At 61.3% G+C, this 23,649-nt stretch carries 19 protein-coding genes and 1 tRNA gene; 9 read left to right on the top strand and 11 right to left on the bottom strand.

Features of this window, described 5'->3' with window-relative positions; genetic code table 11:
* Positions 1–10 precede the first annotated feature (10 nt).
* The 4 genes from CFBP4996_RS00755 to CFBP4996_RS00740 are packed head-to-tail and all read right to left on the bottom strand — an operon-like array spanning position 11 to position 4,563.
* On the bottom strand, positions 11–2,278 hold the full coding sequence (locus CFBP4996_RS00755) for a chemotaxis protein CheA (RefSeq protein WP_080852696.1): 2,268 nt from the start codon (positions 2,276–2,278) through the stop codon (positions 11–13).
* 16 nt (positions 2,279–2,294) lie between these two features.
* Entirely contained in the window at positions 2,295–2,660 is a 366-nt protein-coding gene (gene cheY1 / locus CFBP4996_RS00750; RefSeq protein WP_003493773.1) for a chemotaxis response regulator CheY1, read from the bottom strand.
* Complete coding sequence (locus CFBP4996_RS00745) at positions 2,657–2,956, bottom strand: STAS domain-containing protein (RefSeq protein ID WP_003493771.1); 300 nt, start codon at positions 2,954–2,956, stop codon at positions 2,657–2,659. The genes cheY1 and CFBP4996_RS00745 overlap by 4 nt, the downstream gene beginning before the upstream one ends.
* A complete protein-coding gene (locus CFBP4996_RS00740; RefSeq protein WP_432431186.1) occupies positions 2,956–4,563 on the bottom strand; it encodes a globin-coupled sensor protein in 1,608 nt (535 codons plus the stop codon). The genes CFBP4996_RS00745 and CFBP4996_RS00740 overlap by 1 nt, the downstream gene beginning before the upstream one ends.
* A gap of 505 nt (positions 4,564–5,068) precedes the next feature.
* Here CFBP4996_RS00740 and CFBP4996_RS00735 point away from each other — a divergent pair.
* The 7 genes from CFBP4996_RS00735 to mnhG all read left to right on the top strand — a co-directional run bounded on the left by CFBP4996_RS00735 (position 5,069) and on the right by mnhG (position 11,553).
* Positions 5,069–5,446 (top strand): hypothetical protein, encoded by a 378-nt coding sequence (locus CFBP4996_RS00735; RefSeq protein ID WP_080852698.1) that lies wholly within the window; start codon positions 5,069–5,071, stop codon positions 5,444–5,446.
* Between the two features lie 106 nt (positions 5,447–5,552).
* A complete protein-coding gene (locus CFBP4996_RS00730; protein WP_080852699.1) occupies positions 5,553–8,471 on the top strand; it encodes a monovalent cation/H+ antiporter subunit A in 2,919 nt (972 codons plus the stop codon).
* Positions 8,471–8,806 carry a Na+/H+ antiporter subunit C gene (locus tag CFBP4996_RS00725; RefSeq protein WP_020810384.1) on the top strand — a complete coding sequence of 112 codons (336 nt, stop codon included), beginning with the start codon at positions 8,471–8,473 and terminating at the stop codon, positions 8,804–8,806. The genes CFBP4996_RS00730 and CFBP4996_RS00725 overlap by 1 nt, the downstream gene beginning before the upstream one ends.
* Entirely contained in the window at positions 8,803–10,449 is a 1,647-nt protein-coding gene (locus CFBP4996_RS00720) for a monovalent cation/H+ antiporter subunit D (RefSeq protein WP_035239397.1), read from the top strand. Before CFBP4996_RS00725 ends, CFBP4996_RS00720 begins: the two co-directional genes overlap by 4 nt.
* Positions 10,446–10,934, top strand: coding sequence for a Na+/H+ antiporter subunit E (locus CFBP4996_RS00715; RefSeq protein WP_003522771.1), 489 nt, complete (start codon positions 10,446–10,448; stop codon positions 10,932–10,934). The genes CFBP4996_RS00720 and CFBP4996_RS00715 overlap by 4 nt, the downstream gene beginning before the upstream one ends.
* Positions 10,931–11,212, top strand: a complete 282-nt coding sequence (locus tag CFBP4996_RS00710) for a K+/H+ antiporter subunit F (protein WP_078051276.1) — start codon at positions 10,931–10,933, stop codon at positions 11,210–11,212. Before CFBP4996_RS00715 ends, CFBP4996_RS00710 begins: the two co-directional genes overlap by 4 nt.
* Entirely contained in the window at positions 11,209–11,553 is a 345-nt protein-coding gene (mnhG, locus tag CFBP4996_RS00705; protein WP_080852700.1) for a monovalent cation/H(+) antiporter subunit G, read from the top strand. Before CFBP4996_RS00710 ends, mnhG begins: the two co-directional genes overlap by 4 nt.
* 1 nt (position 11,554) lies before the next feature.
* On the opposite strand, the gene CFBP4996_RS00700 is transcribed toward mnhG, so the two are convergent.
* Complete coding sequence (locus tag CFBP4996_RS00700) at positions 11,555–11,833, bottom strand: hypothetical protein (protein WP_137396223.1); 279 nt, start codon at positions 11,831–11,833, stop codon at positions 11,555–11,557.
* Positions 11,834–11,935: 102 nt separating this feature from the next.
* Here CFBP4996_RS00700 and CFBP4996_RS00695 point away from each other — a divergent pair, with 102 nt between their 5' ends.
* The gene (locus tag CFBP4996_RS00695) at positions 11,936–12,196 is read left to right on the top strand and encodes a helix-turn-helix domain-containing protein (protein ID WP_020810388.1); all 261 of its coding nucleotides are present in this window, start codon (positions 11,936–11,938) and stop codon (positions 12,194–12,196) included.
* Here the strand turns inward: CFBP4996_RS00695 and CFBP4996_RS00690 are convergent, their stop codons facing one another.
* The 6 genes from CFBP4996_RS00690 to CFBP4996_RS00665 all read right to left on the bottom strand — a co-directional run bounded on the left by CFBP4996_RS00690 (position 12,197) and on the right by CFBP4996_RS00665 (position 19,356).
* Positions 12,197–12,787, bottom strand: coding sequence for an alpha-ketoglutarate-dependent dioxygenase AlkB (locus CFBP4996_RS00690; RefSeq protein WP_080852702.1), 591 nt, complete (start codon positions 12,785–12,787; stop codon positions 12,197–12,199).
* Between the two features lie 160 nt (positions 12,788–12,947).
* Positions 12,948–13,023, bottom strand: a tRNA-Phe gene (locus CFBP4996_RS00685).
* Positions 13,024–13,261: 238 nt separating this feature from the next.
* Entirely contained in the window at positions 13,262–13,687 is a 426-nt protein-coding gene (locus CFBP4996_RS00680) for a hypothetical protein (protein ID WP_080852703.1), read from the bottom strand.
* A gap of 155 nt (positions 13,688–13,842) precedes the next feature.
* Entirely contained in the window at positions 13,843–16,059 is a 2,217-nt protein-coding gene (locus CFBP4996_RS00675) for a 3-hydroxyacyl-CoA dehydrogenase NAD-binding domain-containing protein (RefSeq protein ID WP_080852704.1), read from the bottom strand.
* A gap of 254 nt (positions 16,060–16,313) precedes the next feature.
* On the bottom strand, positions 16,314–17,522 hold the full coding sequence (locus CFBP4996_RS00670) for an acetyl-CoA C-acetyltransferase (RefSeq protein WP_080852706.1): 1,209 nt from the start codon (positions 17,520–17,522) through the stop codon (positions 16,314–16,316).
* A 37-nt stretch (positions 17,523–17,559) separates the two neighbouring features.
* Positions 17,560–19,356 carry an acyl-CoA dehydrogenase C-terminal domain-containing protein gene (locus tag CFBP4996_RS00665; protein ID WP_059760512.1) on the bottom strand — a complete coding sequence of 599 codons (1,797 nt, stop codon included), beginning with the start codon at positions 19,354–19,356 and terminating at the stop codon, positions 17,560–17,562.
* A 377-nt stretch (positions 19,357–19,733) separates the two neighbouring features.
* Between CFBP4996_RS00665 and podJ the strand changes: the two genes are divergently transcribed.
* Positions 19,734–23,468, top strand: coding sequence for a cell division protein PodJ (gene podJ / locus CFBP4996_RS00660; protein ID WP_080852707.1), 3,735 nt, complete (start codon positions 19,734–19,736; stop codon positions 23,466–23,468).
* Positions 23,469–23,649 lie beyond the last annotated feature (181 nt).

Raw genomic sequence — 23,649 nt, 5'->3', positions numbered from 1 at the left:
TGATCCGCTTTCAACCCGTCGCCGCAAGCGACATTTCCTGCTTCAGGGGCTGTCCGCGCGAGGCGCTGACGATGGCATCGACATCCAGGATGAGCGCAACGCGGCCGTCACCGAGGATGGTGGCGGCGGCAATGCCCGGAACATGGGTATAGTTGGCTTCCAACGACTTGATGACAACCTGACGCTGGCCCTGGATCGCGTCGACCATCAGGGCGCGCTGGCCGCCGCCTTCCGATTCCACCAGAAGGGCGACACCTTCGACCGGATCGGCCTGAGTCGGACGGAAGTTCAGCACGCGGCCGACATCGACCAGCGGGCAGAAGGAGTTGCGGATGGAGATCAGCCGCTGGTTCGCACCGAAGGAATGAATGTTCTTCGCTTCCGGCTGCAGGGTTTCGACGATTGCCGTCAGCGGTACCACCAGCGTCTGGCCGGCAACGGTCACCACCATGCCGTCGAGAACGGCAAGCGTCAGCGGCAGGCTCATGGTGAAGGTCGAACCATGGCCGGGGCGCGAGGAGATGCTGATGCGGCCGCCAAGCGCCTGAATGGAACGCTTGACCACATCCATGCCGACGCCACGGCCGGAAATGTCGGAAATCTTGTCCGCCGTGGAGAAGCCCGGCGCGAAGATCAGATTGTCGATCTCTTCATCGGTCAGGTTCGCATCGGCGGCGATGAGGTCGTTGTCGATTGCCTTCTGGCGAACGCGCTCGCGGTTGATGCCCGCGCCATCGTCCTGAAGCTCGATCAGGATGCGGCCCGAACGGTGCTTGGCCGAAAGCTTGATGGTGCCTTCCGGGTTCTTGCCCGCCGCTTCGCGTTTTTCCGGCGTTTCGATGCCGTGGTCGACGGCATTGCGGATCATATGCGTCAGGGGTTCGGCCAGCTTGTCGATGACCGTCTTGTCGACTTCCGTGTTCTCGCCTTCGGTGACGAGGCGGATCTGCTTGCCGATCATATCGGCGACTTCGCGGACGATACGCGACATGCGCTGGAACACCGGCTTCACCGGCTGCGCGCGGATCGCCATGACGCTGTCCTGGATTTCGCGCGTCAGCTGCTGCAGTTCGTCCAGACCCATATTGACGGCAGACGTGCCGCTCGCATCGTTTTCGATGACGCTCTGCGACAGCATCGCCTGATTGATGACGAGCTCGCCGACGAGGTTGATCAGGCGGTCGACACGGTCGAGGTCCACACGGATGGTCTGGCCGGCGCTGGCATTGGCCGCGGCATTGGCATTCGCCTGGGCCGCAGCAGGCGCTGCCGCCGCTTCACGCTTTTCGATTGCCGCATTGACGCTCTGGGCGATCTGCGTCGTCGCGACGGCCGTTTCGACGGCTGCGGCAACGTAGGACGCTTCAGCCGTGGCGATTTCAACAGCGGGCTGCTCTTCCGCTCCGCTATCGAGGGCCGAAAGATCGAACGGCACCGGGATCATCGGAAGCTCTTCCGCGTCGTCTGCGGCATCCGAAACAACCGGCACGATTTCCAGATCGCAATCCCATTCGGCGAATTCGAAGACGCTGCGGATACCCTCTTCACCCTTGTCGGTCGCGATCGAAACCGTCCAGGAAAGATAGGATGCTTCAGGATCGAGCTTGTCGAGCGAAGGCAGCTCCGACATGTCGCAATTGATGCTCATATCTCCGATGCGTGAAAGATCGCGCAGGAGAAGTGCCGCTTCGTTGCCCTTCGAATAAAGCGACGCATGCGGCTTGAAGGTGATCTGGAAGGACGGCGCTTCCATCAGCGGCGTGGTTTCGTCGGCAAAGTCCGTGAAGGAGAACGGGATCGGCTCGAAGCCGCTCTCATCCGTCGGCTTGGGTGCGACGGGTTGCGGCGCCTTGACGGCGGCCGGCGCTGCCACCGGCGCGGAAACCTGTACGGTTTCGCCGTTTGCCAGCGCTTCCAGTTCCTTGACGAGGCCACGGGTGCGGCTTTCATCGACGCTGCCTCCGTCTCTTGCCGCATTGGTCAGGTCTGCCAGCACATCGGCGGAGCGCAGCATGACTTTCAGAACATCCTGTGTCGGCTCCAGCTTGTTGGAGCGGACGCAGTCGAGGGTCGTTTCAAAAACGTGGGCGAAGGCCACGAGATCATCGAGACCGAAGGCACCCGCCCCGCCCTTGATGGAATGAACGGCACGGAAAACGGCGTTGACGGTTTCCGGATCGCGGTCGCCGTCATTCAATTTAAGAAGCCCCGATTCCAGTTCCGCGAGCTGCTCCTCGCATTCCTGGAAAAAGATTTCCTTGATTTCGTTCATATCCATCGTGAAATGTCCCGTATCAGGCGGTTACGCGTTCAATGGCATCGATGAGTTTCGCAGGGTCGAACGGCTTGACAATCCAGCCTGTCGCACCGGCCTGACGGGCGCGGTTCTTCTTTTCTGCGTCGCTTTCGGTCGTCAGGACGAGGATCGGGATCGCACGATACTTTTCGTTGCGCCGTACACCCTCGATGAAGCCGAAACCGTCGAGACGAGGCATGTTGATGTCCGTCACGATAACATCGGGGTTGCTCTGTTCGAGCACTTCGAGGCCCTCGATGCCGTCTTCGGCCTGAATGGTTTCGAAACCGGCATTGTTAAGGGTGACCAGGAGCATGTTCCTGATCGTCCGGGAATCATCCACGGTAAGAACTTTTTTCTTCACTTTTGCATCTCCTTGGGGAGCAAATGGTCAATATCGACGCCTATCAGTTTCATCGTCTTGTCAAATGCATCGGACACTTTGGCAAAACCGAACCGCTTGCCGTCCTCTTCCCAGGATTTCGCGCCGGCCATCAGAACCTGGGCGCAAAGTGCGCCGATACGCTCAACCTCTGACGCATCGACCGACAAAGGTGCTCCTCTCAGCGTCATCAGCTTGCCGTGCAGGGCCGATGCTTCGTTGAGATCCAGCACCGGTGACAGTTTCAGCGTCGCCTCAGCTGCTTTTCTGGCTGCCATTACATGACTCCCTGACGTCTGAATTGTTGGTAATCCTGGCCGTAATCCGTGCGACTATCCGCACGGGCCATAAATGAAGTGTCCTGCCGGTCCGCACCGGACGCCGCTCTCGCCTGTACCTGACGGGCAATGCGGAATTCGCGGATGGTGCGGCCGAGTTCGAGAATGACGGTTTGAAGCGCGTCAGCCTCGGAGGCGCTCGCGCTGATATCGACGGCGTTCCGGCCGGCCTGCCTTTGCTGCTCGCCGATATCGGCGGCAACCGATTGCAGTTCGCCGGCCTGCTCGGCCGTATGCCGGGAGACTTCCGCGATCATGTCGTTGATGCCCGAGACCTGCCGGACGACACCGCCGATTGCGTCCTGCGTGCGGTTGACCATGCGCACACCGCCCTCGACCTGCGTCTTGGTGGTGCCGACAAGGCTCTTGATCTCCCTTGCAGCATCGGCGGAACGCTGGGCGAGCGCCCGAACCTCCTGCGCGACGACCGCGAAACCACGTCCGCTTTCACCCGCGCGCGCCGCTTCGATGCCGGCATTGAGGGCGAGAAGGTTGGTCTGAAAAGCGATCTCGTCAATCGTGCCGATGATCCTGCCGATCTGTTCGGCGGATTGTTCGATGTCCGACATGGCGTCAATCGCCTCGCCGATAGCCTTGCCGCTTTCGACCGCCGCCTCGCGGGCGCGGGAAACAGCCGTTTCCGTGGCCGATATGCGGGCGCCGTTTTCAGCAACGTTCCCGATCATCGTCTGGATGGCGCGGGAGGTTTCGGCAAGGGCTTCGGCCTGCTGGCGGGAGCGCTCGGCCATGGAGCGTCCCATATCGGCAAAGCGCGCGCCGAGCGCCTCAGCCTCGCCGATGCTGTTTTGCGCCGCGATCAGCGATGCGCCGATCGTTTCCAGAGCCGCATTGAAGGACGCTGCAACATCGCGATAGGCTTCCGGCACATCGCCGCCGATGCGGGCCTGCAAATCGCCTGCGGCAAAGGCCGTCAGCGCCGTGCCCAGCAACTTCGCCGCTTCGGATCGGTCATTGTCGCGCTGTTCCGCCAGTTCGCGGCCATGGCGCAGGCGCAATTCGTTGAAGCGCAGCGAAACGGCGATTTCGGTATCGACCATCACCAGACGGACGACATTCTTGACGGCTTCCGCCAGTTCACGGGTTTTCTTGCGGTTGCCGGGCAGGATGGAGCGCGGCGCATGTTCGGCCACCAGCCCGCCGACGAGATGTTCCAGAACCACCGCGTGGCTGGCGATCTGCCAGCGCGGATCGAGACCCATGCGGCTGGCATTGTCGGAAAGAACCTTTACCCGCTCGGCATAAAGCGCGTCGAAACGCGCATCGGTCAGAACGCTCCAGTGCGAGGATTGCAGATCGTGCAGGCGGTCGAGCTGGTTTTCGCTTTCGAAAGACGGAGAACAGTCCGGCATGGACTGGAAACGGGTCATCACGTCCCGCAGGCCGGCCTTGACGTAAGGCTCGAGCATGCTGCGATAGCTGCGCAGGAAATCGGATTGCGTCTCGTCGAGGCCGGCAAAACGCAACCGTCCCGCCAGGCTTCCGCCTGCCGATCTGCGCGCTTGATCTGATGGCAAATCCTGCCCCAACCGACGTCCCCAACAACATGACGGCCGGTAAAACCCGGCCAAATTGGCCAAGGTTCAGAACGCCAGCACCCTAAGGGGATTTTTGAACGAACATACCCATCGCGGACGATGCGGCATCGACGCCTGCCAGACCTTCTTGAACCAAGAAACGAAAATACCGGATCGGCACCGGTACGGCAGTGCGGCGTCATGCCTGGAAGGGGAGAGAACCCCATTCCGCCGTGGAAATACCATCAATCTTTATGGTTAATTCCTTGCTTGAAAGTTAAGAAACACAGGCGTCGGCGTCAAACGGTAAAATTTGTAAAAGCTTTTAGCCAATGCCGCCCTCACTTTGCCGCAAACGGGCAAAAACGAAAAGGAATCGGACGGTGCGGGCGGTTTTTCCCGCATGCGCGCTGGACAAGCATGTCCGGCTTCCCCTAAAACAAATCAACAGGATATTCGCTCAACGGTGATGCTTTAAAGAGACCTTTACGATCAAGGAGATGCCAACTTGCCATGGATGGAGAAAGGCCGCAGTTCAAGGCGCCATCCGCAAGTGTTGATCGGTCTCGTGGTCGCGAGCCTGCTGGTCATGATCGGCTTTCAGGCGCCGGCCGGCGTCAAGCCCCTTTCCAAAACCAGCCGCCTCGAACGATTGCAGAGCGTCGATCCCGGCCGTTCCCTTTCTCTTCACGAAAAGGATTGCGATAGCGGTAATGATTTCGGCTGCAGGACCGGCGATGCCGGCTCAGGCTTTCGCCTGGACGCGTTTGCGTCACCCGCCCCGAGCCTCAGGGATAATGCCGACGTCTCGCTCGTCGCTGTTGCCATCGTGCCACAAGCTTTCCGAGACTTTGCCAGCGTGGTTCCACGCGCGCCTCCGCATATTATGTATTAGTCATTCCGGCGGTCCTCATCATTCGGTTCATTGCGAACCTTGAGGGATCGGAGTCGTCGGAAACCCGCCGTAGGCTCCCATTCCAGAGAGAAAACCGCCGCCGCATATGACACTTGCAACCATTCTTCCATTCATTGTCGCATTGCCCTTCGTTGGCGCGCTTCTGACGGCCTTCATGCCGCGCGAGGGTGCGGCCGCCGGTCCCGCCTCCGTTGCGGGCGGAGTCGCCCTTTTCGGCCTTGTCAGCAGCATTTTTCTTTATACGAGCGTCAGCGGCGGCGCGGTTCTTAAGTATGATGTGGAATGGCTGCCCCAGCTCGGCCTGAACTTTACCCTGCGGCTGGACGGATTCGCCTGGATTTTCACGATGCTCATTACCGGCATTGGCCTGCTGGTGGTGCTCTACGCGCGTTATTATATGTCGGCCGAAGACCCGATCCCGCGTTTCTTCGCCTTCCTGCTCGCCTTCATGGGCTCGATGCTTGGCGTGGTGCTCTCCGGCAACGTCATCCTGCTGTCGATCTTCTGGGAAATGACCAGCATCTTTTCGTTCCTGCTGATCGGCTACTGGCATCAGAACGCCGGTGCGCGCGACGGCGCCCGCATGGCGCTGACCGTGACCGGCATCGGCGGCTTCAGCCTGCTGGCTGGCCTGCTGATCCTCGGCCATATGGCGGGAAGCTATGACCTCGACAAGATCATCGAGGCCGGTGCGGCCATCCGCGCCCATTCCCTCTATGTACCGGCGCTCATCCTTATTCTCGGCGGCGCGCTGACCAAGAGCGCGCAGTTTCCGTTCCATTTCTGGCTGCCCAACGCCATGGCGGCGCCCACACCCGTTTCCGCCTATCTGCATTCGGCCACCATGGTGAAGGCCGGGGTTTTCCTGCTGGCGCGGTTCTGGCCGGTGCTGGCGGGCACGCCGGAATGGTTCTGGCTGGTGGGCGCGGCCGGCATCATAACCCTGCTGCTCGGCGCCTATTTCGCCATGTTCCAGCAGGACCTCAAGGGTCTGCTCGCCTATTCCACCATCAGCCATCTCGGCCTCATCACCACGCTTCTCAGCCTCGGCAGCCCGCTTGCGGCGGTGGCGGCCATTTTCCACATGGTCAACCACGCCACCTTCAAGGCCTCGCTCTTCATGGCGGCCGGCATCATCGACCATGAAACCGGCACGCGCGACATGCGGCGCTTAAGCGGGCTTTACACCTATATGCCGGCGACCGCGACGCTCGCCATGGCGGCGAGTGCGGCCATGGCCGGGGTGCCCCTGTTCAACGGCTTCCTTTCCAAGGAAATGTTCTTTGCCGAGGCCGTCGAAACCCATGCCGACTCGCTGCTGGACCGGGCGCTGCCCTATGTCGCGACGCTATCGGGCGCATTTGCCGTCGCCTATTCGCTGCGCTTCATCCATACGGTCTTCTTCGGCCCCAAGCCCGTCGATCTGCCGAACCTGCATCCGCACGAGCCGCCGCGCTGGATGCGTTTCCCCATCGAATTCCTCGTCTTCGCCTGCCTGATCGTCGGCATCGTTCCGAGCCTCTCCATCGGCCCGTTCCTGCATTCGGCCGTGCTTTCGGTTCTGGGTGCGCAAACGCCGGTATATAGCCTGTCGATCTGGCACGGTTTCAACCTGCCGCTGATCATGAGTATCGCGGCGCTGATCGGCGGGGTTACGATCTATGCCCTGCTCGGCGGTTATTTCTCGCGCTGCGACGATGGCCCGCCGGTCTTCCGGCATTTGCGGGGACAGCGCATCTTCGAGCGGATTCTCGTCACCGTGTCCTGGAAGTGGGCGCGGTGGCTGGAAAGCACGCTCGGCACCCGGCGTCTGCAGCCGCAGCTGAGGCTTCTTATCCTCGTGGCGCTTCTTGCCGGTTTTTCGCCCCTGTTCCTTTCGGAATTCTCCCTGTCGCTGCCGCGTGTGACGACCTTCGATCCGATCTTCGCCATTCTTTGGCTGATCGGCATGATCGCGGCCATGGGTGCGGCCTGGCAGGCGAAATATCATCGCCTCGCCGCCCTCGTCATGCTGGGCGTCTCGGGCCTCGTCACCTGCCTCACCTTCGTCTGGCTTTCCGCGCCGGATCTGGCCATCACCCAGCTGCTGGTGGAAATCGTCACCACGGTTCTCATCCTGCTCGGCCTCAGATGGCTGCCGAAACGCGTCGAGAAGGTCGACAGCAGCGATGAGCTGCCGGCGCAGCTTCGCCGCGCCCGCGACTTCCTGCTCGCCGCAGGCAGCGGTATCGGCATGTCCGTCATCGCCTATGCCGTGATGACGCTGCCGGTGCCGAACGCGATTGCGACCTATTTCCTCGAACGCGCCTATACCGAAGGCGGCGGCACCAATGTCGTCAACGTCATCCTCGTCGATTTCCGCGGCTTCGACACCTTCGGGGAAATCGCGGTGCTGGCCATCGTGGCGCTCACCGTCTTTGCGCTGCTTCGCCGTTTCCGCCCCGCGCATGAAAGCATCGGGGTGCCGGAACAGCAGCAGATGCAGAACGCCTTCGATGCCGAACGGCCGGACCGCAGCAATGGCGATACGGTTCGCGATTATCTCTATGTGCCATCGATCGTGATGCAGTGGATGTTCCCCGTCATCATCACCTTCTCGATCTTCCTGTTCATGCGCGGCCACGACCTGCCGGGCGGCGGCTTTGCCGCCGGCATCACCATGGCCATCGGCTTCCTGCTGCAATATCTCGCCGGCGGGGCGCGCTGGGCGGAGGACCGCATCCGCATCCTGCCACTGCGCTGGATGGGTTTCGGCCTTTTGATGGCGGCGGCGACGGGTATCGGCTCCTGGTACTTCGGCTACCCGTTCCTGACCTCCTATTTCCAGTATACGGAGATACCCTATATCGGCAAAATGCCGACGGCGTCCGCCCTGCTGTTCGATCTCGGCGTCTTCTCGCTGGTCGTCGGCTCCGTTGTTCTTATCCTGATAGCACTGGCACACCAATCGTTGCGTAACTACCGCGTTCGCACGCCTGAAGCCGCAAAAGCGGAGGACGTGTAATGGAACTCATTCTCGCCATCGGTATCGGCATCATGACCGGCTCCGGCGTTTGGCTGGTGCTGCGCCCGCGCACCTATCAGGTCATCGTCGGGCTTTCGCTGCTGTCTTACGCCGTCAACCTCTTCATCTTTGGCGTCGGCGGCATCAAGACCAATGCGCCGCCGGTGCTGGTCAACGGCGTCGACAGCTCCACGCTCGCCGACCCCGTGCCGCAGGCGCTGGTGCTGACGGCCATCGTCATCGGCTTTGCCACCACCGCATTGTTTCTTGTCGTGCTGCTTGCCGCCCGCGGCCTCACCGGCACCGACCATGTGGACGGGAGGGAGACGAAATGATGTCTTTCCCCTTCCACATCGTCATAGCGCCTATCCTGCTGCCGCTGATTACCGCCGCCCTTCTGCTGTTCTTCGATGAGCGCCAGCGCGTGGCGAAAGCCGCCATCAGCCTCACCTCGACCGTGCTGTTGCTGGTGGTCGCCATATTGCTGTTCCGCGAGGTGAACTCGACGGTCAATACCGAGATCGCCGCCGTGGTGTCGAGCGGTGTCTATCTGCTCGGCAACTGGCCGGCGCCCTTCGGCATCGTGCTCGTCGCCGACCGTCTTTCGGGCCTGATGGTGCTGTTGACGGCGCTGCTTGCCATTCCGTCCCTGATCTATTCGATGGCGAAGTGGCACAGGTCTGGCGCGCATTTCCATTCGCTGTTCCAGATGATGCTGATGGGCGTCAACGGCGCATTCCTCACCGGCGACCTCTTCAATCTCTTCGTCTTCTTCGAAGTGATGCTCGCCGCGTCCTACGGTCTGCTGCTGCACGGTTCCGGCCAGCAACGCGTCAAGGCCGGGCTGCATTATATCGCCATCAACCTCGTCGCGGCCCTGTTCTTCCTGATCGGCGTCAGCCTCATCTACGGCGTTACCGGCACGCTGAACATGGGCGATCTCGCCCATCGCATCGAGGGGCTCAACCCCGATCAGCGCATGCTCTTGGAAACCGGCTCTGCCATCCTCGGCATCGCCTTTCTGGTCAAGGCCGGCATGTGGCCGCTGAATTTCTGGCTGCCTTCCGCTTATGGCGCGGCATCGGCCCCGGTGGGCGGGCTCTTCGCCATCATGAGCAAAGTTGGGATTTATGTCATCGCCCGCCTGTCCTTCCTGCTTTTCGGGCAGACGGCCGGGGAATCGGCCGGTTTCGGCCATGATGCGCTGCTGGTTGGCGGCATCGCTACCATCATCTTCGGCGCCATCGGCGTTCTGGCGTCGCAGGCGCTGGGGCGGCTTGCCGGCTTTTCGGTTCTCGTCTCGTCGGGAACGCTGCTTGCCGCCATGGGCACCGGCAATCCCACGGTTGCGGCCGGCGCGCTTTATTACATGGTCAGTTCCACCCTCACCATCAGCGCGTTCTTCATGTTGATCGAGCTGGTGGAACGCGGACAGGATGCCGGCGCGAACGTTCTTGCCGTGACCATGGAGGCCTATGGCGAGGGCGACGAGGAAGAGGAGGAGGAGGAAGTCGGCGTGACGATGCCCGCCACCATGGCGGTGCTTGGCGCGTGTTTTGCCGCCTGCGGCATTCTTCTGGCCGGCCTGCCACCGCTTTCGGGCTTCATCGCCAAATTCTCGATGCTGACCGCCATCCTCAATCCTTCCGGGCTCGGCGCCAATGACAGCGTTTCCACACTCTCCTGGTGGCTGGTTTTCCTGATCGTCTTTGCCGGTTTCGCCTCGCTGATCTCGATGACGCGCGCTGGTATCCGCACCTTCTGGGCTTCCATCGAAGGCACCGTGCCACGCGTACTCGTCATCGAAATCGCCCCCGTGATGCTGCTGCTCGGCCTGACGCTCGCCATGACCGTGCAGGCAGGACCGGTGATGCGATACATGCAGGAAACGGCGCGTATTCTCGACCTGCCGGCAAGCTATATTCAGGGCGTCATTTCCGCACCCCGAGCGGGAAGCAACCCGGAGGCAGAGCCATGATAAGCCGTGTCCTGCCCTACCCGCTGCTGACGATCTCGCTGATCTTCTTCTGGATGACGATCAACAGCTTTTCGCCGGGGCATCTGCTGCTCGGCACCGGGGTTGCGCTTGTCGCCTCGTGGGCGATGGCGTCGCTCAGGCCGGCCAAGCCGCGCATCCGCAACTGGCACAGGCTGGTGCAGCTCATCCTGATCGTGCTTTACGATATCGTCAGGTCCAATCTCTCGGTCGTGAAGATCATCCTGTTCAAGCGCGAGAGAGACCGCAAATCCGGCTTCCTGGCCGTGCCGCTCGATATTCGCGATCCGATGGCGCTTGCGGTTCTGGCGACGATCCTGACCTCGACGCCGGGAAGCGCATGGCTCGAATATAATTCCAGCCAGGGCACGCTGCTGCTTCACGTTCTCGACGATGTGGATGAGGCGGCCTGGATAAGCCTCATCAAGAACCGTTATGAAAAACTGCTGATGGAGATATTCGAATGAGTTCGATTATCCTTTTCTGGTCCTTTTCGCTGGCGCAGTTCATGCTCGCCATCGCCATGGCGATCTCGGTCTATCGCATCGCCATCGGCCCGCGCGCGCAGGACCGCGTGCTGGGCATGGATACGCTCTATGTCAACGCCATGCTGCTTCTCCTGACCTTCGGCCTGCGCACCGGCAACGACATCTATTTCGAGGCATCGCTGCTGATCGCCATCCTCGGCTTCGTCTCCACCGTCGCCCTTTCCAAATTCCTGATGCGCGGCGAGGTGATCGAATGAGCGAGGCGTACGAATTTCCCCTCTGGGCCGCCATTGCCGTGGCTTTCTTCGTGCTGCTGGGCGCCTCGCTGACGCTGATCGGCACCATCGGCTTTGCCAGGCTCAACAGCTTCTATGAACGCCTGCACGCACCCACACTCGGCACCAGCTGGGGCACCGGCGGCATCGTCATGGCCTCGATCATCTATTTCTCCGTCTCCGGCGACCGCTTCGCCTTCCACGAAATCTTCATCGGCATCTTCATGACGGTGACGACCCCGGTTTCCCTGATGTTGCTCGGGCGGGCCGCGCTTTATCGGGACCGGGCGGAGCAGAATACGGATAATCGGGAGCATCTTTAGGCTAAAGCTCTTTTCGGCGGCGAAGTTCTGCGCGCACTCGTCGCCATTTGCCTTGTTCGAAATTTTGGGAATATCGCCAAGCGCGATCTTCCTCGATGACCACGAATTCCTCGGCAGCATTCCCATATGTCTTGCTTAAGACATCGGCGATGCGCGTTATCTCGGCGCGCGGGACAAGCATGGGCCGCACAGCTTGCTGCCAAATGACATACATAAAAGCGGAAAATCCACACGCTCCAATCACCACGATTGAAAACCAGCTCGATACGGATAGTTCCATGACTGCACTCCATGGCTATTCCGCAAGACTTTATCCCATAATGGGATAATTCCAAATCAGGATTAATCCGTGAGCTCCTAAAATTTCAGGGTTCTGGAGCTCGTGACGAAGTCTACACATACACCCGAGTACCAGCTTCTTGTTGAGATACTGACCGACACGCGGCGAAAAGCGGGCCTCACACAACAGCAGGTCGCAGATCGGTTGGGCAAGCCACAGTCCTATGTCGCAAAGGCCGAAGGCTCTGAAAGACGAATAGACGTCGTTGAATTTGCAAAATTGTCGGCCGCAATGGATCAAGACCCAACCGCGCTTCTTCAACTGTTGCTCACAAGAATGGAGGAACAGGGCGTTCCTCTCTGATCAAGACTGTTTCGGAGCAATGACCTTGCGAAAAGTGAGGGAAATTCGTCTGCCTCGGGCTGTCTTAACTCCATTCACGATATCCGATTTTCGCGCCGGAATTTCATGGGTCCAGCCGTAGCGGCCCGCGTCTCTCAGCAAGACGCCTGAGCGAGGTTGAAGCAAGACGCCGCATATGGCTGACCCACGCAATTCGCGGAAAACCATCTCGCATGTGGATAAAAGGCTTATCGATACGATCCCATCGTCAAAACAGGGCACACAATCGACATGCGCACTGATGCCCTGCCCCGGAATATATTCGTTCGCGATAACCTGATCGGGCAAATCCCGACAATAACCTGTGGTAACTAACCGCTCCGCGAACACGCCAAGCCATGGCGGCAACGGCCCGAGATACGCTTCCGCGGTAATAGCGCGCGCCTTATAGTCGTACCGATAACCGAAATGCTGCACGCGGCGCTTCAGCTCCGTGCTCCACACACCCGCGTCCAGTCTGTGGGCGACGGCGGCCTCCTCCTCTGGAGAGAGAAAGCCGTCAAAATAGACAATGCCAGGCGGTAGAAGAGGTGGGCTTGTGACACGATCCATTTGTGGGCTGCTCTCCAACTGCCTGCAACAGACAGGGTTGGCCTATGGTTATACCGGGCCTGTCAAAAGCATATGATGGCGGTAGCTACTCATCGAAATTTGCCTGCAAATGGACAAGCCGTCCATGCACACAATTCATCAGCAATGCAATTGAGAGAAATGGTGCCCGGAGGCGGATTTGAACCACCGACACGCGGATTTTCAATCCGCTGCTCTACCAACTGAGCTATCCGGGCACTTCAGGTCCTTGAAGAACCTCCGCTTTTGGCGGGCGGGGCTGTTTGGTGCCCCGAAAGTGAGCGGGGTTATAACATCTTGTTCGGACATGGCAAGCGCCATCGCGAAGTTTTTTGACAGTTTTTTCACGGCGCCTGTGGATGGCTTGAAAGTCTGCCCGGCGAAGGCAGGATTGCGGCGGAAAACCCGCTCGCGGGCATCCGCCGGCCAGCGGGCGGCGGCGCGGCAGGGGACGGCTTACGCCCCCTCACTGCGCCGTGCGGCAAGACCAAGCGCGATGGGCACAACGGCCACCAGCGCCGCCATGACGGGCGAGGAGGCGAAGATGCGGCTCGCCAGCGAGGTGACGGCAACGGAGCGCACCACCGTCATCAGGCGCGAATTCTCACGGTCGCGCTCATGCCGGGCGTTGGCGGTTTCATGATGCGACGGGTTGGCGGCGGCTTCCAGCCGTTTGACGTCGCGGCGAATTTTTTCGAGCTGTTTGCGCAGATCATCCAGCTCCGCCCGCAAGGATGATTCCGGCGGGGCGGCGGCCCGCACCCTTCGGGCAGCAGCGGGTTTTGCAGCCTTCTTCTCCACGGCCTCTTCGTCCAGTTCGGCCAGATGGTCATCAAGGTCCGAGGGCTTGTCGAAACCGTGGGATCGCAGTGGTGCTTTCATCGCTGTCTCCTGAGGCGTGCTGAATTGCGGCGGCGGGCGCTTTTGCCCGGTCAGCCTTTTCAACGCCTCAGCCCGGCAAAGGATGCACGGAAAGCAGGGAGACAGGCATAATAAAACAGGCCCCGAAGGGCCTGTTCAATGTCTCACCTGAAGCCTCAGGCCGCCTTGGCGGCGCTGGCATAGGGATCGAAGCGACCGTAGAAGGTTTCGCCCTTGGCGGCCATGTCCTTCAGCAGCGGCGTCGGCTTGAAGCGCGGGCCATAGGTCTCACTGAGCTTCTCGGCGAGCGCCACGAAGTTCTTCACGCCCATGCCGTCGATATAGGACAGCGCGCCGCCGGTATAGGGCGCAAAGCCGAAACCGAGGATGGAGCCGACATCCGCCTCACGCGGATCGGTGACGATGCCTTCTTCCACCGTGCGGGCGGCTTCCAGCGCCACGGTGACGAGGAAGCGCTGTTTCAGCACCTCCATATCCACGTCTTCAGGCTTCTGCTGCGGATAGAGGTCCTTCAGGCCGGGCCAGAGGGATTTCTTGGCGGGCTTTTGCGGATAGTCGTAAAAGCCCTTGGCGTTCTTGCGGCCGAAGCGGCCCTCGCCTTCCACCAGCTTCTTCACCAGCTCCATATGGCGCGGATCGACAGCCTTTTCGCCGAGATCGGCGACGGTGGCTTTCAGGATCTTGTAGGAAAGATCGATGGCCACCTCATCATTCAGCGCCAGCGGGCCGACCGGCATGCCGGCGAATTTCGCGGCATTTTCGATCATGGCGGCGGGTACGCCTTCGATCAGCATATCGTAGCTTTCCGCCATGTAGCGCAGCACGCAGCGATTGACGAAGAAGCCGCGCGTATCATTGACCACAATCGGGGTCTTCTTGATCTTCGCCACATAGTCCAGCGCAACGGCGAGCGCCTTGTCGCCGGTTTCCTTGCCGAGGATCACTTCCGTCAGCATCATCTTCTCGACCGGCGAGAAGAAGTGGATGCCGATGAAATCCGCCGGCCGCTTCGAGTTCTTCGCAAGCCCGGTGATCGGCAAAGTGGAGGTGTTGGAGGCGAAGATCGCGCCTTCAGGCAACACGGCTTCCACGGCCTCGATGACGGCTTTCTTCACGTCGCGGTCTTCGAAGACGGCCTCGATGACGAGATCGGCATCGGAGAGCGCCTTGTAATCCGCCGTCGGGGTGACGAGGTCTAGCAGGGCCGTGCCCTCATCCTGCGTCAGCCTGCCCTTGCCGATGGCGGCCTTGACGCTTTCCTCGCAATGGCCCTTGCCCTTGTCGGCGGCTTCCTGATCGCGATCCACCAGCACAACGGGGATGCCGGCGGCTGCGGTGACATAAGCGACGGCAGCGCCCATGAAGCCCGCGCCGACGACGCCAACCTTCCTGAACTCGGTCTTCGGCTGGTCGGCCGGGCGGCGCGCACCCTTGCCCAGTTCCTGCATGGAAATGAACAGCGAGCGGATCATGCCGAAGGCTTCCTTCGAGCGAAGGATTTCGGTGAAATAACGCTGCTCCACCTTCAATGCGGTATCGAAGGGCAATTGCAGGCCTTCATAGACGCATTTGAGGATGGCGAGGGCGGCCGGATAATTGCCGGCGCTTTCGCGGCGCAGAATGGCCGGTGCTGCGGGCCAGAGCTGGGCTGCGGCGGGCGTCCAGATACCGCCGCCGGGGGCCTTGAAGCCCTTTTCATCCCAGGGTGCGACCGGTTTCAGGCCGTCCTTGATCATCTGCTTTGCGGTTGCAACCAGCTGATCCGGCTCGACCACCTGATGCACCAGACCCACGGCCTTGGCGCGGGCGCCGGTCAGCGACTGGCCGGTGGTCATCATCTGCAGCGCCGATTGCGCATCCGTCAGGCGCGGCACGCGCTGGGTGCCGCCTGCGCCGGGGAAGATGCCGACCTTGACTTCCGGCAGGGCGATCTTGAGGTTCTTGGCGCTGGAGGCGACCCGGCCGTGGCAGGCAAGCGACAGCTCAAACGCGCCGCCCATGCAGGTGCCGTTGATGGCGGAAACCCAGGGCTTGCCGTTGGTCTCGATCTTGCGGAACAGGCCCGTCATGCGGCCGACCAATTCGAACAGCTTTGCCGCCGCCTGATCCGGGTTCTTCGTCTTCTCATCATTGTAGAAGGAGAACATCGACTTGATCATGGAAAGATCGGCGCCGCCGGAAAAGGTGCTCTTGCCTGACGTGAAAACGACACCCTTGACGGCGCTGTCGGCGACAGTCGCGTCAACAATGGCGTTCAGCTCGTCCATCACCTCTGACGTGAAGACGTTCATGGATTTTTCCGGCATATCCCAGGTGACGAGGGCAATGCCGTCTGCGTCCGTCTCGATGGTGAAATTGGTATAAGTGCTCATTTGGGATTCCTCTTCCCTCAAATTTCCCTGCGGTTACGACAGTCCGAGTGCGAGGTCGACACAACCGACCACAAGAACGAGAAACACAATCAAACCCCAGCGCTCTGCCCGGAGCCGCCGGATGTGGACAGGGGAAACGGGGCGGATGGACGCCCCATGATCCTGTGCCATATCCTTTTCCAGATTGTGCCGAGCCAGCTGCTGTTCGATCTCATTCTTGGGCCGCTCGTAAACCTCGCGCCTCATGACCAGCCTTAAACCCGCTCGATAACCGTCGCCGTGCCCATGCCTGCGCCGATGCAGAGCGTGACGAGCGCGGTGTTCAGATCGCGCCGCTCCAGCTCATCCAGCACCGTGCCGAGGATCATCGCGCCGGTTGCACCCAGCGGATGGCCCATGGCGATCGCGCCGCCATTGACGTTCATCCGGTCGTGGTCGATATCGAAGGCCTGCATGTAACGCAGGACCACGGCGGCGAAGGCCTCGTTGAGTTCGAAAAGATCGATATCGGCAAGCTGCATGCCGGTCTTTTTCAGGAGCTTCTCGGTCACATCCACCGGGCCGGTCAGCATCAGCGCCGGGTCGGAGCCGATATTGGCGAAGGCCTTGATGCGGGCGCGGGGCTTAATGCCCATCGCCTCGCCGCCCGCCTTCGAGCCAACCAGCACCGCCGCAGCGCCATCAACGATGCCGGACGAATTGCCGGCGTGATGGACGTAATTGATCCGCTCCACTTCCGGATGCGCCATGATGCCGACGGCTTCGAAGCCGCCCATTTCACCCGGCATCTGGAAGGACGGGTTGAGCGAGGCGAGCGCCTGCATGTCCGTGCCGGGGCGCATGTGCTCGTCACGGTCGAGGATCGTCAGGCCGTTTGAGTCCTTCACCGGAATAACCGACTTGTTGAAATAGCCTTTTTCCCAGGCATGCGCCGCGCGCTTCTGGCTTTCGACGGCATAGGCGTCGACATCGTCACGAGAGAAACCATACTTTGTGGCGATGAGATCGGCCGACACGCCCTGCGGCATGAAGAAGGCCGGGAAGTTGACCGAAGGGTCCATGTACCAGGCGCCGCCCGACATGCCCATGCCGACGCGCGACATGCTTTCGACGCCGCCGGCGATGACGATGTCGTCAGATCCCGCTTTGACCTTGCCGGCCGCGAAATTGATGGCATCGAGACCCGAGGCGCAGAAGCGTGAGATTTGCATGCCTGGCGCCCTGTTCGAATAACCGGCCTCGAAAGCGGCGGCCTTCGGGATCACCGCACCGGCATCCATGACGGGATCGACACAGCCCATGATGATGTCATCGACAGCAGAAGTGTCGAGCCCGTTGCGGTCGCGGATGGCTTCCAGCGTTTTGGCGGCAAGGCGAACGGAAGGCACCTCATGCAGGCTGCCATCCTTCTTGCCGCGTCCGCGCGGGGTGCGGACATGGTCGTAGATAAATACGTCGGTCATTGTTTCTCTCCCTGCGGCGTCAGAAACGCCAGCCTCATCAGAATGCTTCCGCAGCCAGTTCCATCATGGTGTCCGCGCCGGTTTCGATGCGGGCCTTGCGCAGCGCCGTTTCCGGCATGATGCGCTCCATGTAAAACTTCGCCGTGACAAGCTTGGTCTTGAGGTAATCCTCGTCCGAAGCGCTGCCGGCTGCAAGCGCTTCGCTGGCGGCTTTCGCCATGCGCGCCTGCATGTAACCCAGCACCACGATACCGAAGAGATGCATATAGTCGGTCGAGCCGGCACCGGCATTGTCGGGTTTCGCCATGGCGTTCTGCATGAACCACATGGTTGCGGCCTGCAGGTCGTTCAAGCCCTTCTTCAGGCCCTTGGTGTAGAGGCTCAGCTTTTCATCGGCGCGGTTTTCCTCGCAGAAATCGCCGATTTCCTTAAACAGCGCCATCACGGCGCGGCCGCCATTCATGCCGAGCTTGCGGCCCACCAGATCGAGCGCCTGAATGCCGTTGGCGCCCTCATAGATCATGGTGATACGCGCATCGCGGACATATTGGCTCATGCCATGTTCCTCGATGTAGCCGTGGCCGCCGAAGACCTGCTGCGCCATCACGGCATGGTCGAAGCCCTTGTCGGTCAGGACACCTTTCAGGATCGGGGTGACGAGGCCAAGCAGGTCGTCCGCCGCCTGGCGCTGCTTTTCATCGGCGGCGCGGTGGGCAATGTCGGATTGCAGCGCGGTCCACAGAAGGAAGGCGCGGCCGGCCTCGTTATATGCCTTGATGGTCATCAGCGTGCGGCGGATATCGGGATGCACGATGATCGGATCCGCCTTCCTGTCCGGGAACTTGGCGCCGGAGAGTGAGCGGCCCTGAATGCGCTCACGGGCATATTCAACCGCGTTCTGATAGGCGATCTCGCCGACGGAAAGACCCTGAAGGCCGACGCCGAGGCGGGCTTCGTTCATCATCACGAACATGGCCGAAAGGCCCTTGTTCTCAGCGCCCAGCAGATAACCGGTCGCATCATCGTAGTTCATGACGCAGGTGGCGTTGCCGTGAATGCCCATCTTGTGTTCAATGGCGCCGCAGGTGACGCCGTTTCGCTCGCCCGGCGTGCCGTCTTCCTTCACCAGGAACTTCGGCACGATGAAGAGCGAAATGCCCTTGGTGCCTTCCGGCGCGCCTTCGATGCGGGCGATCACCAGATGGACGATATTGTTCGTCATGGAATGTTCGCCGGCGGAGATGAAAATCTTCTGGCCGGAAATTTTGTAGCTGCCGTCAGCCTGCGGCACAGCCTTGGTGCGCAGCATGCCGAGATCGGTGCCGCAATGGGGTTCGGTGAGGTTCATGGTGCCGGACCATGTGCCTTCCACCATCTTCGGCAGATAGGTGTCCTTCTGCTCCTGCGTGCCATGAACCAGAATGGCGGCAATCGCACCCTGCGTCAGACCCGGATACATCATCAGCGACAGGTTGGCCGACGACATATATTCGCCGATGGCGGCGTGCAGCGTATAGGGCAACCCCTGCCCGCCGAATTCCGGCGGAACGGCAAGACCGATCCAGCCGCCCTCGCAATAGGCGTCATAGGCATCCTTGAAACCATCCGGCACGGAAACCGAACCGTCATCGGCGCGCTTGCAACCCTGTTGGTCGCCGGAAAGGTTGAGCGGGAAAAGCCGCTCTTCGGCAAGCTTTGCGGCTTCACCGGTAATGGCCTCGATCATGTCAGGGGTTGCATCCTCGAAGCCGGGCAGGTTGTTATACCGCTCCAGGCCGAGAACGTCGTTCAGGATAAAAAGCGTGTCTTTAACTGGGGCCTTGTAAACAGGCATTACCGATGTTCCTCCGCATCGTGGGCGCCGGCGATAATCCGGCCGATATGGGATGACAATATTTGACGTGCGCGTAAACGTCAAATAAATTTCAGCGGAATATCCCTTCTCCTTTTTCGCGGAATGGACGTCCGGCCCGGCGCAGGGCTGCCGCGTGCCGCAAAAGTTAAAAAATTCCGACCATAGTTAACCACTTCTTTACCACGTTTCGTGAATTCTCCCGACAGAGGTAACTGCTTCGTACTCCGGCGCATTTTCCTCAATGGGGGCGAATACCGGCTCTAGGATTGCTGCATGTTGCGGCGACGGCGTGTCCAGGCAGGCAACGTCGCGACAGATAACCGGGCACGGCGGGCGGAAGCGAAGCGAGCGAAAAGATGAACGGATTGCGATCGAAAACCCAACAGCCAAGCGACAGATCGTCTCTTGATGCGCTCAATCGCACCATTGAAGGCCTTGAAGCCCGTATCGAAGGGCTGATGAGCCAGAAGTTCCCGCGCGACCCCCGGGCCGCGAGCGCTCAGCCCGAAGCGAAAAGCGAGGCTTATGCCGCGCGCGCCGCCGTCACGCCGCCGCAGCTCGATCCCGTCAACGAAATCCGCCAGCGCCAGCGTCTCCTCGAGGCGAGCTTCCAGCGCCCGCAGGAACCCGTCGCCCGCCCGGAACGGACGATTACCAGACCGCTTGCACCGGAATACCGGCCGAGGGACGCGCAGCAGGCAGCGGCCGCTCCCGCACCCCGCGCGCGTTCCATCCCGCCCTATCAGGAACCGCAGCGCAATGACGCGGCCCTGCAGGAAATCGCCCAGGCGCTCGTCAATCTGCGGCATGAGCTGAAGCACGACATTGTCGAGGGCGTTGCCCGCGAAGCGCAGGGACTGCGCACCGAAATCCGCAATATTCGCGCGGTAGCGGAAGACCAGCAGTTCATCGGCGATCTGCGCGACGATATCGCACGGCTGGCCGGCAGCATCGACCAGCTCGGCAATCTGGCATCTCCCGATGCCTACGGGCTGCGCAACGAATTCGAGGACCTGCGTCTCACCATCGACCAGCTTGCGCGCGAAGACAGCGTGCACCGGATCGAAAGCCGCTGGAACAATGTGGAAGACACGCTGCGCGGTTTCGACGCCGGCGCGTTGCAGGATGAGATCGTTTCGCTCGCCTATCGTCTCGATGACATCAAGACCCAGCTCGGCGGCATGAGCAACAATCCGGCCGTGCGCGTGCTCGAAGACAAGCTGATCGCGATTGCCAGCGCCGTGGAGCAGCTCGGCAAGCACATGCAGCCGAACGAAGCGGCCTTTACCGAACAGTTTTCCGGTCTCGACCAGCGGCTGGACGAAATCAGCCGCGCCATTGCCGCAACCGGCACGCGCGCCAATGCGCAGGCAACAGACAATGCGCTGGCGCAGCGTCTGGAGAACCGGCTGAACGGCCTTGCCGAACAGCTCGGCGACATCAACCGCCTTGCCGCCGCAAAACCTGAACCGGCGCTGGACCTCACCGCCCGCCTTGAAGCGCTGGCCGGCAAGATCGACGAACTCAGCACCGCCCGTGACGCCGCCCAGTTGCATGAGCGGCTGGACCAGCTTTCCCTGCTTCTGGAGCGTTCGCAACGCCCCTCGCAACAGGCGGAGCTGACGTCTTTCCTCAGCGATATTTCCCGCAAGATCGATGCGCTGGATCACGGCGCCGTCAATGACGGTCTGGCAGAGCGGCTCGATACGCTCTCGCGCCGCATCGAGGACCTCGATTATCGTTACAGCCAGCCGGCATCGGGCCTCAGCGAAAGCGCCTTCTCGCGTCTGGAAGAGCGGCTCGGCAATATTGCCGCCCGTCTCGACGAGACCGCCCATGCCGCGCCCGCCGACAGCCACGCGCTGGCAAGCCTCGAAAACCAGATCGCCCATCTCTCGACGCTGATCAGCCAGCCGGTGCAGATGCAGGCCGCGGGCATGCCGCCTGAACTCGATGCCCGCATGGCGGCCATCGAAGACTACATGGCGTCCAACGACGAATATATCATCGAAGCAGCCCGGCAGGCGGCCGAGGCCGTTCTCGACGCCTATACCCGTAACAATCTCTCGGCCGGCGCAAACCTCGCCGACATGACGATGCTGACCGATCTTGCGACCGATCTGCGCAATCTCGAAGCCTTGAGCCGCAACACCGAAGAACGCACGCACCGCACATTCGAAGCGCTGCATGAGACGCTGGTGCAGATCGCCGGCCGGCTGGATAACCTCGACAATGCTCCCGTCTACCGCGAAGAGGCCGCGCCCCGCAACGTCACGAAGCCTGTGTCGGCCCCCGCGCACGAAGATGTGCCCATGCCGGCCGCCATCTTCCCGGAAGAGGGTTATATCGCCGAAGAACAGGCCATTCTCGACGCCGACGGGCAAGATGGGGATGCCATCGTGCCTCCCGCTGCGGCGAAGCCCGCGAAGGCGGAAAAAAAGAGCCTGCTTGCCGGCCTGACGAAGCGTTTCAAGACGGGTACGGCAAAGACCGTCAAAGCCGCAGAAGAACCCGTATCGGCCTCCTCCTCCGCCCGCACGCAGGTCGAGCCCGCCCCGTCGCTCGATCCGATCGACGTTCTGCCGGCGGGTCAGGAGAACGAACTTCTGGAGCCGGGTTCGGGTGCGCCCGATATCAAGAAAATCCTCGAGCGCGTGCGCGCCAGCCAGGTGGCCGCCAGCGGCAAGGCCGCAGACGCCGAAGGACGGACGGATTTCATTGCCGCCGCCCGTCGTGCGGCGCAGGCCGCCGCCATGGAAACATCGCCGGAGAAGCTCGATACCGGCAAGAAGGGCCGCAAGGCAGAGGCATCGGGGCTCTCGCGCTATCGCCGCCCGCTGCTGCTCGGCATCGGCGCCATTCTTCTGGCGATGATGGCCATGCCGCTCGTCAAGACGCTGATCGGCGGCGCGGAAGCCCCGGCTCCGGTCATCGAGCAGAAGCAGGACAATGGCCCGGTCTCCGCGCTTCCCGAAGCGGGCGACAAGGCCGTGACCATTCCGTCCGATCTCGCCATCGATCCGGAACAGGCCGCATCCGCCGACAGCATCGAAAACACCGCACCGGCGGAAAACACCATCGATCCCCGCACCGTCGGCGGCGCACCGCTGCCTGACGAGCCGCCGGTTGCCGACGTTCCTGCCGTGGATGCGGCAAATTCCGGCACCGTTGCGCAGAACGAACCTTCGGCTCCGGCGCAGGTCGCAGCCACGGCTGCTCCCGCCCAGGACGCCATCGCCGTTCCCGCCGGCACCGAGCCGGCATCGCTTGCCGAAGCGGCCGCCAAGGGCGACACGCAGGCGCTGTTCGAGATCGCAGCGCGCTACACCGATGGCCGCGGCGTGGCCGCCGACCGCACCGAGGCGGCAAAATGGTACAAGCTCGCCGCTGATCGTGGCCTTGCACCCGCGCAATATCGTCTCGCCAATCTCTACGAGAAGGCGAACGGCGTCGAACGCAACCTTCCCGAAGCCAAGCGCTATTACACGCTGGCCGCGGAACAGGGCAATGCTGGCGCCATGCACAATCTCGCCGTCCTGCTTGCTTCCGATGCGGCCGGTCAGCCGGATTTCGCCGCCGCCGCGCAATGGTTCATCAAGGCTTCCGACCTCGGCGTTCGTGACAGCCAGTTCAACCTCGCCATTCTCTATGCGCGCGGCAGCGGCGTGAAGCAGGACATCGAGGAATCCTACAAGTGGTTCGCCATCGCCGCCAGGGATGGCGACGCCGACGCCGCCCAGAAGCGCGACGAAGTGGCAGGGGCCTTGAACCCGCAGCAGCTTCAGAGCGCAAAGGCCAAGGTGGACGCCTGGAAGGTCAAGCCGCTTTCGGAAGATGCAAACAGCGTCAACCCGCCCGAGGAATGGGCCGGCAAGGAAGGCGTGAAAACTGCTTCCGTGGACATGGAAAAGGCGATCCGCAACATTCAGGCGATCCTGAACAAGAACGGTTTCGATGCCGGCCAGCCTGACGGCAAGCTCGGCAAGAACACCGTGACGGCCATCAAGGACTTCCAGAAGTCCGTGGGCCAGACGCCGGACGGCCGCATTACCAACGAGCTGGTGACCGCGCTTCTCGCCCGCAACAAATAAACATTCGAGAACCGACTAAGCGGCCCTTGGCCGCTTTCGCTCAGCCCGGCGCAGGAATGTGGCCGGCTGCCGACACACGGCCGCTATCTTTCCAAATTATCAACGTATTTACCGTTGAATGTTGACAGGTCAGGCCCTCGCGGGCATGACGGATGAAGGCTGGGCATGCCCGGTCTTTTCA

It is taken from the genome of Agrobacterium leguminum (genome assembly GCF_005144435.2).
Taxonomy (GTDB): Bacteria; Pseudomonadota; Alphaproteobacteria; order Rhizobiales; family Rhizobiaceae; genus Agrobacterium; species Agrobacterium leguminum.
The sequence above is the reverse complement of the archived record's forward strand: the minus strand, read 5'-3'. Positions and strand labels throughout refer to the sequence as shown.